This is a genomic window from Chryseobacterium lactis (genome assembly GCF_003815875.1).
GTDB lineage: Bacteria > Bacteroidota > Bacteroidia > Flavobacteriales > Weeksellaceae > Chryseobacterium > Chryseobacterium lactis.
This window is the reverse complement of record NZ_CP033924.1, coordinates 5479249-5491443: the sequence shown is the minus strand read 5'-3', so window position 1 is coordinate 5491443 and position 12195 is coordinate 5479249. Positions and strand designations below refer to the sequence as shown.

Annotated in this window: 13 protein-coding genes; 11 read left to right on the top strand and 2 right to left on the bottom strand. The window is 37.9% G+C overall.

The window, feature by feature from the left end; genetic code table 11:
* Nucleotides 1-2: 2 nt before the first annotated feature.
* Together EG342_RS24495 and EG342_RS24490 are read left to right on the top strand one after the other, a co-directional pair.
* On the top strand, nt 3-554 hold the full coding sequence (locus EG342_RS24495) for a biliverdin-producing heme oxygenase (RefSeq protein ID WP_103293762.1): 552 nt from the start codon (nt 3-5) through the stop codon (nt 552-554).
* A gap of 117 nt (nt 555-671) precedes the next feature.
* Nucleotides 672-1598 (top strand): malate dehydrogenase, encoded by a 927-nt coding sequence (locus EG342_RS24490; RefSeq protein WP_103293761.1) that lies wholly within the window; start codon nt 672-674, stop codon nt 1596-1598.
* A 106-nt stretch (nt 1599-1704) separates the two neighbouring features.
* On the opposite strand, the gene EG342_RS24485 is transcribed toward EG342_RS24490, so the two are convergent.
* Together EG342_RS24485 and EG342_RS24480 are read right to left on the bottom strand one after the other, a co-directional pair.
* Complete coding sequence (locus EG342_RS24485; protein WP_103293275.1) at nt 1705-2616, bottom strand: alpha/beta fold hydrolase; 912 nt, start codon at nt 2614-2616, stop codon at nt 1705-1707.
* Nucleotides 2617-2671: 55 nt separating this feature from the next.
* Complete coding sequence (locus tag EG342_RS24480; RefSeq protein WP_103293274.1) at nt 2672-3538, bottom strand: AraC family transcriptional regulator; 867 nt, start codon at nt 3536-3538, stop codon at nt 2672-2674.
* Between the two features lie 155 nt (nt 3539-3693).
* Between EG342_RS24480 and EG342_RS24475 the strand changes: the two genes are divergently transcribed.
* The 9 genes from EG342_RS24475 to EG342_RS24435 are packed head-to-tail and all read left to right on the top strand — an operon-like array spanning nt 3694 to nt 12193.
* Nucleotides 3694-4446 (top strand): (Fe-S)-binding protein, encoded by a 753-nt coding sequence (locus EG342_RS24475; RefSeq protein WP_103293273.1) that lies wholly within the window; start codon nt 3694-3696, stop codon nt 4444-4446.
* The gene (locus EG342_RS24470) at nt 4443-5813 is read left to right on the top strand and encodes a lactate utilization protein B (RefSeq protein ID WP_103293272.1); all 1371 of its coding nucleotides are present in this window, start codon (nt 4443-4445) and stop codon (nt 5811-5813) included. The genes EG342_RS24475 and EG342_RS24470 overlap by 4 nt, the downstream gene beginning before the upstream one ends.
* Nucleotides 5803-6390, top strand: coding sequence for a LutC/YkgG family protein (locus EG342_RS24465; RefSeq protein WP_103293271.1), 588 nt, complete (start codon nt 5803-5805; stop codon nt 6388-6390). The genes EG342_RS24470 and EG342_RS24465 overlap by 11 nt, the downstream gene beginning before the upstream one ends.
* Nucleotides 6391-6449: 59 nt before the next feature.
* On the top strand, nt 6450-7742 hold the full coding sequence (fucP, locus tag EG342_RS24460; protein WP_103293270.1) for an L-fucose:H+ symporter permease: 1293 nt from the start codon (nt 6450-6452) through the stop codon (nt 7740-7742).
* The gene (locus tag EG342_RS24455) at nt 7739-9376 is read left to right on the top strand and encodes a UxaA family hydrolase (RefSeq protein WP_103293269.1); all 1638 of its coding nucleotides are present in this window, start codon (nt 7739-7741) and stop codon (nt 9374-9376) included. The genes fucP and EG342_RS24455 overlap by 4 nt, the downstream gene beginning before the upstream one ends.
* A gap of 16 nt (nt 9377-9392) precedes the next feature.
* Nucleotides 9393-10157 carry an SDR family NAD(P)-dependent oxidoreductase gene (locus tag EG342_RS24450; protein ID WP_103293268.1) on the top strand — a complete coding sequence of 255 codons (765 nt, stop codon included), beginning with the start codon at nt 9393-9395 and terminating at the stop codon, nt 10155-10157.
* 33 nt (nt 10158-10190) lie between these two features.
* Entirely contained in the window at nt 10191-11039 is an 849-nt protein-coding gene (locus EG342_RS24445) for a fumarylacetoacetate hydrolase family protein (protein WP_103293267.1), read from the top strand.
* Entirely contained in the window at nt 11039-11368 is a 330-nt protein-coding gene (locus tag EG342_RS24440; RefSeq protein ID WP_103293266.1) for an L-rhamnose mutarotase, read from the top strand. Before EG342_RS24445 ends, EG342_RS24440 begins: the two co-directional genes overlap by 1 nt.
* A 3-nt stretch (nt 11369-11371) precedes the next feature.
* Entirely contained in the window at nt 11372-12193 is an 822-nt protein-coding gene (locus EG342_RS24435) for an amidohydrolase family protein (protein WP_103293265.1), read from the top strand.
* Nucleotides 12194-12195: the final 2 nt, after the last annotated feature.

Below are 12195 nucleotides of genomic sequence, written 5' to 3'. Positions count from 1 at the left end.
TTATGGTATCAGAATATCTTAAACAAAATACGGCAGACTATCACGATGCAGCTGAAAAGCTTTTTAATTCTGAAAAAATTTTTAATAAAACCTTCACTTTAGAGGATTATAAGAAAATCATTCATACCAATTATCTGATGCTGCTTCACAGTGAAGATAAAATCTTCAACAGTCTTTCTGATAAGTATGCGGAAAAGCTCCAGCTTGATGAGAGAAAGAAACTTTCGCTGATTGAAAAGGATCTTAAAAGTCTTTCTTTGGAAAATCAGACTGCTGATCATCATCTTGAGTTTGATAACGAACATGAAGCCTTGGGAGCAATGTATGTGATCGAAGGTTCAACGTTGGGAGGAAATGTCATCGCCAAGCAGCTTTCAAAAACAGAAGGTTTTGATGAGGTGACTTTTAATTTCTTCGGATGTTACCGGGAGAATACGGGGCCAATGTGGAAGAATTTTAAAGAGGTTCTGGATACTGAAGTCGCTGAAGAAAACTATAATGAGGTGCTTTCCGGAGCTAAAAAACTTTATACGTTTTTACTGAACGTCAACTAATTTATTTTAATTCTAATTAAATTCCTGAAAAATTGCGCATTTTTTCAGGAATTGTTAAATTTGGAGAGTTTCAAATTTAAACTTAACTAACAAAAAATAATTTTAAAAAGTAACAATATGAAAGTAACTGTAGTAGGTGCAGGCGCTGTAGGAGCAAGCTGTGCAGAATACATCGCGATGAAGAACTTCTGTTCAGAAGTAGTTTTGGTAGATATTAAAGAAGGGTTTGCTGAAGGTAAAGCAATGGATTTGATGCAAACTGCATCTCTTAACGGGTTTGATACAAAAATTACCGGAACAACAGGAGATTACAGCAAAACTGCAGGTTCTCATGTAGCAGTAATCACTTCAGGTATTCCTAGAAAACCTGGAATGACAAGAGAAGAATTAATCGGTATCAACGCAGGTATCGTAAAAGAAGTTACTGAAAACTTAGTAAAACATTCTCCGGAAGTAATCATCATCGTGGTTTCTAACCCTATGGATACTATGGCTTATTTAGTACACAAAACTTCAGGTCTTCCTAAGCACAAAATCATCGGAATGGGTGGTGCATTAGACTCTGCAAGATTCAAATACAGATTGGCTGAAGCATTGGAATCTCCAATTTCTGATGTTGACGGAATGGTAATTGCTGCTCACAGTGATACAGGAATGCTTCCATTATTAAGCAAAGCAACAAGAAACGGGGTTCCTGTAACTGAATTCCTTGATGAAGAGCAACAAAAATATGTAATTGAAGAAACTAAAGTAGGAGGAGCAACCCTTACTAAATTATTAGGAACTTCTGCATGGTATGCACCAGGTGCAGCTGTTTCTGTAATGGTTCAGGCAATTGCATGCGACCAAAAGAAAATGATTCCTTGTTCTTTGATGCTTGAAGGAGAATACGGTCAAAACGATATCTGCTTAGGAGTTCCAGCAATCATTGGAGCCAACGGAGTAGAGAAAATCGTAAACGTAACACTTACTGCTGAAGAGCAATTGAAATTCGCTGAAGCTGCTAACGCAGTAAGAGAAGTGAATGGAGATCTTAAATTCTAATTTACAGAATTTTATATAAAAAGAACCCGCGCCCGAAGGGCGCGGGTTCTTTATTTTTAAGGTTCGGCGCGGCCGGAGGCCGCGCCGAACCTTAAAAATAATTCAATTACCTTATTCCGGAAGTAAAACGCCTCACAGCTTCCACAAACTCCCTATTTTTCTCATAATATAAAAGATGTCCACCATCAATGGAAACCACTTTTTGATCAGGAAACTGAAATGTTTTATAATGTTGAGTTCCCACAGCTTTATCCTTTTTTCCGGTGATGATTAACACCGGAACATGAATATCCTTTGTTGCCGGAGCATAATCGGTATAATATTCCGGAAATTCTTTAGGTCTGGAAATGACGGCCATGCCGAAGTCGATGATCCTTGGGTGAAGAGAATCTATTTTATCAGTTTGTTTTATCGTTTCAATATCATCGGTAAGAAATTTATAGCCAATTCTTTTTTTTCTCAATGCGCTGCTGATTTTTGAGAGCTCAGAAGAAAGGCTGTCTTTAGGAATGTTTTTGTTAGGTTGTTGCAGAAGGCTATTTCCGTATTCAATCTGTTCTTGGAGAGACTCATTATTCAGGAAGTGAAGAGTAATATTGGTAAGGATTAACCCTTTCGTATGCTGCGGATATTTTTTCGCATAACCGACCGCAATAATACCTCCAAAGGAATGTGCCAGTAAGAATACTTTTTTTAATTTCAGATGAAGCCTCAATTCTTCAATATCCTGAACCATTTTATCCAGATGATAATTCCCAGAAGTGCCGGAAGTTCCTGAGCCACGCTGATCCATGTAAATCATCTTAAGATTCTTTTCCAGGCTACTGCCTCCCATAAGTTCAAAAGATGGATATCCTTGCCCCGGACCTCCCGGAACATAAATACAAGCTTCTCCTTTTCCCGAGATTTTATATTGTATTCTCACATGATCTGAAGTTTCAAAAAATGTCCCGTTGTTTTGGGCTGAAATATCGGCGAATGATATAAAGAAACAGATAAGTAATAAGAGTGTTTTCATACTATAATAACATTTATAAAAGAGTTTCTATTACTTGAAATGAGTGTCTTTTATTTTACTTTCTATACAATTGCTGGTACTTTAAAGGACTTTTGCCGGTAATGGTTTTAAAACATTCATGAAAGCTGGTAAAATTGTTGAAGCCACTGGCAAAACAGATTTCTTTGACTGACATTTGATCTTCAATTAATTTTTGACAGGCATCTCCGATCCGTATTTCATTGACAAATTGAGTATAGGTTTTCCCGGTTTTAGATTTAAAAAATTTACAAAAGGAATTGGGATTAAGACTGGCAATTCTTGCAATTTCTTCCAGAGTAATCTTTTCCGTATACCGTGATAATGTATAATTGTAAATTTCCTGAATCCGCTGTTTTTCATCTTCATTAAAATGACATTTGAAATGAGATGAAGCCAGAAAATCACAATCCAATGAAGTGCTGATGAAAGATAAAGCCTCCAGTAATTTAATAATTTTGAGAGTTCCGGTATTGTTAATGATCTCAGGGATGAGTTGTACCAGCTTTTCGCGGGTTTCTCCTTTGATTTGTAGTCCCCTTGAACTTGCAAGAAGCATCTTTTTCAACTCGTGATTCTCAGGTAGCTTTAAAAACTCTTCACCACAGAAATTTTCATCGAAATGGATCACAAAGACTTCAACCTTATTTCTCTTGTTGTTTTCAAAATATTTCGGGTCAAACTGCCAGTAATGGGGCAAATTTTTTCCAATCAAGGCTACATCACCTTCTCTGAACCGTTCAATCGTGTTTCCTACATACTGTGTTCCCGAACCTTTCCGGAAATAAATAAGTTCCAGCACCATATGATAATGCCATTTATTATTCACATCAGGCATCACGTCCTTTCTAGCATTGAAAGAATGTAAAGTATGGGACGATATTTTCAGAAACTGCGGTTTCAATACTTAGCTATTTCATCAGATGAAACATAAAAATATAACTTTTTTGGATAAAATAACTTAATCATTGGATAAAATGATGGAATTTTATTCTCAGCAGAAAGTCTAATTTGGATGAATAAAATATAAATATTTATTTAAATTTTTATTGAATTGATATGAAAGTAGGCTTATTTATACCATGTTATATAGATGTACTGTATCCTCAGGTAGGAATAGCGACTTATACTTTGTTAAAAAGGCTCAAAGTCGATATCGTCTATCCGATGGGACAAACATGTTGCGGACAACCTATGGCTAATTCGGGGTATGAATATCTGGCTTGTGGAACCAATAAGAACTTTATTCAACAATTCAAAGAATTTGATAAGATTGTTGCTCCTTCAGGAAGTTGTGTCCTGCATATAAAAGAACATCTGAAAGGTGAAAGTGATCTTGAAAAAAATCAGGCACTGCATATTCAAAACAATATCTATGAACTGACCGAGTTTTTAACGGATGTTGTAAAGGTAGAAAACCTGAAAGCATCCTTTCCTCATAAGGTAGGATTTCATCAAAGTTGCCATGGCCAAAGAGGTTTGCACCTTTCTGGCATGAGCGAATTGACAGCTCCTTATTTTTCAAAGCCGGAACAATTATTACAACAAGTTGAAGGGATTGAATGGGTTAAGCTGGATAAAAAGGACGAATGTTGTGGCTTTGGCGGAACTTTTTGTGTTACCGAAGAAACCGTTTCCTCAAAAATGGGAAAAGACCGGTTAGCAGATCATGAGAAAAACGGAGCAGAATATATTACAGCATGTGATATGTCTTGTCTGATGCACCTGGAGGGCATTGCCAACAGAGAAAAGAGCCATGTAAAAGTCATTCACATCGCAGAAATTCTGAATACCCAAAACGCTGAGCAATGAGAAACCATGCCTCTTTAGCCGAACAGTTTAATCTCGATGAAAATCGGGTCGACTGGCATAATAAAACCTTGTGGTTTGTTCGTGAGAAAAGAGACAAGCAAAGTCATCAGGTGCCTGATTGGGAAAAATTGAGGGAAATCGCGTCAAAAATAAAACTCAACGTTCTTTCCAATCTGGATACCTATTTAATGGAATTTGAGAAAAATGCCTTAGCGAATGGTATTCAGATACATTGGGCTAAAGATGCCGAAGAGCACAACGAAATTGTCCTTTCTATTTTAAAAGATCACCAGGTAAAATACATGGTAAAGAGCAAATCCATGCTGACGGAAGAATGCCATCTGAATGAATATCTGGAAAAAAATGGAATTGAAGTAACCGATACTGATCTCGGAGAAAGGATTGTTCAGTTGGCTAAAGAACCGCCGAGTCACGTCGTTTTACCCTGCATTCACAAAAAGAAAGAAGAGATTGGAGAAATTTTTCATAAGCACCTCAACGCACCGGAAGGACTTTCCGATCCTCAACAGCTGACTGAAATCGCAAGACAGGATTTGAGAAAGAAGTTTTTACAAAGTCAGGCAGCTTTAACAGGGATTAATTTTGCCGTGGCAGAAACAGGAGAATTTGTAGTCTGCACCAATGAAGGAAACGCAGATATGGGAACTCATCTGGCTAACGTACATATTGCCTGTATGGGATTGGAGAAAATAATTCCGAAGCGTGAACATTTAGGCATTTTTCTTCGTCTGCTTGCCAGAAGTGGTACCGGACAGTCTATTACGACTTATTCCAGTCACTTTAGGAAACCGCGTGCCGGGCAGGATATGCATATTATTATTGTGGATAACGGAAGATCAGAACATTTGGGTAAGGAAAAGTTCAGAAATTCCTTGAAATGTATTCGATGCGGAGCCTGTTTCAATACCTGTCCAGTATATAGACGAAGCGGCGGACATAGCTATCATACAGCGGTTGCCGGTCCTATCGGATCAATTTTAAATCCAATACGGAATAGGGAAGACTACAAAGATCTGCCTTTTGCTTCTACCTTGTGTGGTTCCTGTACCAATGTCTGTCCTGTAAAAATCGATCTGCATAATCAATTGTATGAATTAAGACAGGAAATTATTGCATCAGGGTCAGGAGAATCAATAAAAGGGTTTTCTATGAAAATGATGGCGAGATCTTTAAGCAATATAAAAAAATATGAAAAGTTTAAACGAACAGTAAAATGGGGCTATCGTTACACCCCATTTTTATTGAAAAATAAAATAAATCCGTGGTATAAGCATAGAGAAATGCCGGAAATGCCAAAGGAAAGTTTTAAAGAATGGTATCAAAAAAATATAAGCGATGGGAAGTAGGGAAGATATTTTAACTAAAATAAAAAAAGCAAAACCGGCAGAAAATGAACTGCCAACTGATTTTTCATTTATTTCCACAGCCGAGAACCTGCTAGAAACCTTTGTGGCAGCAGCTCAAAGCAATGGTTCACAAGTAACATTAATAGAAGATGAAAAGGAGATTATTAATTATATCACTGAAAATATTGCCTCTGACGAAAGAATCATTTTTAATATTAAAGGATTTGAAGATGAAAATGAAGAACTGGAAGATCAATACATCAATGATCCTCATAAGTTGGAAAGTGTAGATGTCGCCGTGATAGAAGGAAGTATAGGCGTAGCAGAAAACGCGGCAGTCTGGATTACGGAAAATCAAATGAAGTATCGGGTTTTGCCCTTTATTACACAGCACTTATTTGTAATGCTGAAAGCAGATTCAATAGTTCCCTTACTACATGATGCCTATAAAATAACAAAGGTTGAAGACGGGTTTTCTCTTTTTATTTCCGGTCCGTCTAAAACAGCTGATATTGAACAATCATTAGTCATTGGGGCTCATGGAGCAAGAAGTCATCATTTATTTATTCTAAAATAACTTAACTTAAAACAACATATGTAGACTGAGATAATGAAGAGGATATAACCTATCAAACTATGCAAAATATACCACCGGAACAATCCACGTCCGTTTCATCAGAAAGGAAAAGTTATCTTTTTCCATTGATACTGGTGACCAGCCTTTTCTTTTTTTGGGGCTTTGTCCATAATTTGGATCCTGTGCTGATTCCTCATCTGAGAAAAGCATTTCAATTAACCGATCTGGAATCTTCCCTTGTAGATTTTTCCATATTTATTGCCTATTTTCTGATGGCAATTCCTGCCGGAAATATGATGCGAAAATATGGCTACAAAAGTGGAATTATATTCGGATTGTGCCTGTTTGCATTGGGTGCTTTCCTTTTCATTCCTGCAGCCAATACAAGAATGTATATTTTCTTTTTGGGAGCACTTTTTATAATCGCTTGCGGACTCGCATTCCTGGAAACGGCTGCTAATCCTTACGTAACGATATTAGGACCGGCAGAAACAGCCACCCGCAGACTTAATTTCTCACAATCTTTCAATGGGCTTGCCGCTTTTATTGCCCCGATTATAGGTGGAAAATATATTCTTACCGGGCAATCCCTTACGGATGCACAGATCAAAGCACTTTCTCCACAGGATCTGGAAATGTATATTACCCATGAATCTGCCAGTGTGAAGGGGCCTTACCTGATTTTGGGAATAATCATCGTGGTGGTTATGTTGCTATTTGTTTTTACCAAACTACCGGATATAAAACATGAAGATGAAGGAAATCCTACCAAAATTTCTGATGCTTGGAAACATAAACATCTGAGGTGGGCTGTTGTTGCTCAGTTCTTTTATGTAGGTGCTCAGGTCTGCGTACTCAGTTTTTTTATCCGTTTTATTGTTGTCTCTGCAGGAATTACAGAAAAAAATGCTGCCTTTTATTCCGGATTGGCGGGCTTAGCCTTTATGGTAGGACGTTTCGCCGGAACCTTTTTAATGAAGTATATAAAACCCAATAAATTATTGATGATATACGCTGTTCTAAGCATGGTATTGACTTTAGTTGCCATATTCGGAACCGGAACCATTACGATCTATGCATTAATAGGAGTTGCTTTTTTTATGTCTGTGATGTTTCCGACTATTTTTTCTCTGGGAATTGCCGGTTTGGGAAAAGATACTAAAATGGCTTCTTCACTCATCGTGATGTCTATTGTGGGCGGAGCCATTTTACCACTTGGATTGGGATATATTTCAGACGTTACCCAAAATATACAATACGGTTATATTGTACCATTCATATGCTTTATAGTTGTATTTGTATTCGGAATGTACGGCTGGAAACCGGTTGATCATATTGTAAAAAGACTATGAAAAATAAAGTTTTAAAAATCAACCCAAAAGATAATGTCCTGGTGGCATTGCAGGATATTCAAATTGGAGAAAAAATCCGGTTTGAAGGACAACACTATGAAGTGATGGAAAATATTCCGGCCAAACATAAATTCTTCATCGAGAATCTTCCAAAGGGAAGCGATGTATTGATGTATGGCATTTTGGTGGGAAAGACAGAATTTGAGGTGAAAAAAGGCGAACGAATGAGTGTGGGAAATACAAAACATGCAGCAGAACCTTATGCGTACAGAGCCAAAGACTATCATTGGACAGCTCCTGATATTTCTCAATTTAAAGGCAGAACATTCGACGGGTATTATCGAAGCAACGGGGAAGTAGGAACTGCCAATTACTGGCTTTTTATCCCTGCTGTTTTTTGTGAAAACCGAAACCTGGATATTATTAAAGAAGCCTTACACAACGAATTAGGCTATGCTGTAGGTGATAAATATAAAGAATATACCCACCATTTACTGGGAGCTTTTCAAAAAGGAGAGGATTTGGGGAATATTTCATTAGCCCCGGTGATAGAACCTAAGGAAAGGGTTTTTAAAAATATTGATGGAATTAAATTTTTAAATCATAGCGGAGGTTGTGGAGGAACAAGACAGGACTCTGCTCTATTGAGTAAACTGTTAGCGGCTTATGCCGATCATCCGAATGTGGCCGGAGTTACCGTTCTAAGTCTGGGTTGCCAGCATCTTCAGGTGGAGAATTTAAAAAAAGATTTACAGGAAAGAAATCCTGATTTTGATAAACCCTTGTTCGTATTTGAACAACAGACAGCACAAAGTGAAGAGACTTTAATCAAACAAGCTATTCATGATACTTTTATCGGATTGATTGAAATAAATAAGATGGAACGAAAACCTGCAGGACTAGAGAAACTTGTTTTGGGAGTAAAATGTGGTGGAAGTGACGGATTTAGCGGGATTTCTGCGAATCCGGCGGTGGGATATACTGCCGATTTACTGGTAAGCCTTGGCGGAAAAGTTTTGCTGGCTGAGTTCCCGGAACTTTGCGGTGCCGAACAGGAAATGATTGACAGGTCAGTAAGTAGGGAAATCGCAGAGAAATTTATTCGGTTGATGACAGAATATGATGCTCTGGCTCATCAAGCAGGTTCAGGTTTTTATATGAATCCTTCCCCCGGAAATATTAAAGACGGATTGATTACAGATGCTATAAAATCTGTTGGAGCAGCCAGAAAAGGAGGTCTTTCACCGGTTACGGATGTTCTTGATTATACGGAGAAAGCAACTCAGTCTGGACTCAATCTGGTATGTACGCCGGGAAATGATGTAGAAGCAACAACAGGAAAAGCTGCTGCAGGAGCTACCTTGATATTATTTACAACAGGATTGGGTACGCCAACAGGAAATCCCGTTTGTCCGACTATAAAAGTGGCAACCAATTCAGCGTTGGCTGTAAGAATGGCTGATATTATTGATATTGATACAGGGCCGATCATAGAGGGAGAAAAAACAATTGCCGAAATGGGCGAGGATATATTAAACTATTGCATCGAAGTCGCAAGTGGAAGAGCGATACCGAAGGCAGTATTATTAAATCAGGATGATTTTATTCCATGGAAAAAAGGAGTGAGTTTATAATTTTAAAAAAGATATGATGTTTTCATTAAAAAATAAAAAGGCAGTCATTACCGGAGGCGGTAGTGGAATCGGAAAAGCCATTTCCGAACTGTTTGCTGAGCAGGGTGCTGAAGTTCATATTCTGGAACTCAATGAAATGAATGGAGCTGAGGTTTTATCAAGCATAGAAAATCAAGGAGGAAAAGCCTTTGTTCATGCCTCTGATGTTTCTGATCATCAGCAGGTAAAAAAGGTGTTTACGGAAATCGGAGCGCTTCATATTCTGGTAAATAATGCCGGTATTGCCCATGTGGGAAAAGCTGATACCACTTCAGAAGAAGATTTTGACAAAATAATTTCTGTTAATATAAAAGGAGTATACAATTGTTTGCACGCTGCCATTCCACATCTTAAAAAATCCGGGAATGGAGTAGTGCTAAACCTGGCTTCTATCGCTGCTTTGGTGGGAATCCCCGACAGATTTGCCTACAGTACCGCGAAAGGAGCTGTGAAAGCAATGACAATGAGCGTGGCCAGAGACTATATCCATGAAAATATCCGCTGTAATTCTATTTCTCCGGCAAGGGTTCATACGCCTTTTGTAGATGGATTTTTACAAAAAAACTATCCGGATAATGTGGAAGAGATGTTTCAGAACCTTTCTAAAACACAACCCATAGGAAGAATGGCCTATCCGAAGGAAATTGCTGCATTAGCGTTATATTTATGCAGTGATGAGGCGTCTTTTATAACGGGATGCGATTATCCGATCGATGGAGGTTTTACGACTTTGAATAATTAAATTAAGTAGAAAAAATAAACTTATATAATTGATATGAAACTAATAAGATACGGAGCAGAAGGTCAGGAAAAACCGGGAGTCATCATAGGCGAAAAATACTATGATGTCTCTCATTTGGTTAATGAATACGATGAGCAGTTTTTTTCCGGTAATGCGATTGAAGAATTGAAACAAAAAATTGCGGAAGGAAATCTTCAGGAAATTAATAAAGATGTGAGATTAGGAGCGCCATTGGCAAGACCATCGAAGATTGTATGTGTAGGACTCAATTATAAAGATCATGCTGCAGAAACCAATATGCCGATTCCTTCTGAGCCAATTTTGTTTTTTAAAGCTACTTCAGCAATTGTAGGCCCTGATGATGATGTAATTATTCCTAAAAACAGTACAAAAACCGATTGGGAAGTGGAACTGGCGATCATCATTGGCAAAAAAGCCAGCTATGTAGAACCAGAGGATGCTTTTGATCATATTGCAGGTTATGCTTTGCACAATGATTATAGTGAAAGAGCTTTTCAGATTGAAAGAAACGGACAGTGGGTGAAAGGGAAAAGTGCCGATACTTTTGCTCCGATAGGGCCTTTCATTGCTACAAAAGATGAGATAGAGAATGTCAACAATTTGAAGCTTTGGTTGAAAGTGAATGGTACTTTAATGCAAAACGGGAATACTTCCAACTTTATTTTTGATGTAGCTTATATCGTCAGCTATATCAGCCAGTTTATGACTTTATTGCCGGGAGATGTTATTTCAACCGGTACTCCGGCCGGAGTAGGAATGGGGCAGAAACCTAAAGCGTGGTATTTACAACCTGGTGATGTGGTAGAACTAGGTATTGAGGGGCTGGGAACAAGTAAGCAAAACATTAAATCTTATTCTTAATGAAAAGATATGTGCTGGCTTTGGACCTTAAAGATGATGAACATCTGATCCGCGAATATGAAGAATATCATCAGAAAGTATGGCCGGAAATTCTTGACAGTATAAAGGCTTCAGGAATTTTGAATATGGAAATATACCGTACCGGAAACCGTCTTTTTATGATCATGGAAGTGGAAGATAATTTCTCTTTTGAAAGTAAGGTAAAAGCAGATAAATCCAACGCAAAAGTTCAGGAATGGGAAACATTAATGTGGAAATATCAGCAGGCATTACCACATTCTCAACCGGGAGAGAAATGGATTACCATGGATAAAATTTTTAATCTATAAAAAATGATTGATGCTCACGTACATTTCTGGAAATATGATAAGGTTCGGGATTCCTGGATCGATGACAGCATGACCGCAATCCGGCAGGATTTTTTGCCATCAGATATTGATGGAATACTGGTGGATCATCATATTCATGGAATTGTCGCAGTTCAGGCAGATCAAAGCTTGGAAGAGACCCGATTTCTACTGAAATTGGCAGAAAAATATCCAAAGATCAAAGGAGTTGTGGGCTGGATAGATTTTCTGAGCCATGATTTTGAAGATCAATTGCAGAAATTTAAAGAATATCCTGTAATAAAAGGCTGGCGTCATATTGTTCAGGCTGAGCCGAAAGGTTTTCTTTCCCAACCTCAATTTGTGGGTAATATCAGAAAACTTCAGGCTTATGGATATACGTATGATATTTTAATCTACCATTCTCAGATGGAAGAAGTGATTCAGTTTGTAAGACAAGTTCAGGATCAGAAGCTGATTTTGGACCATATGGGAAAACCTGATATAAAAAATCTGGAGATTGAAACATGGAAGAAAAATATTATCGCTTTAGCACGGTCAGAGAATGTACATTGTAAACTTTCCGGATTGGTGACTGAAGCGGCAAAGGGAAAATGGACAAAAGAAATGCTGGAGCCTTATCTGGATATTGTATTCACATATTTTGGAACCTCGAGAATTCTGTTTGGAAGTGACTGGCCCGTTATGCTTTTGAATACAAACTATTCTGAGTGGCTGCAACTTGTAAAAGAATATATACAGCAATTGAGCAGAGAGGAGCAACAACAGATTCTTGAAGAAAATGCTATTCATTTTTATAATTTATAATC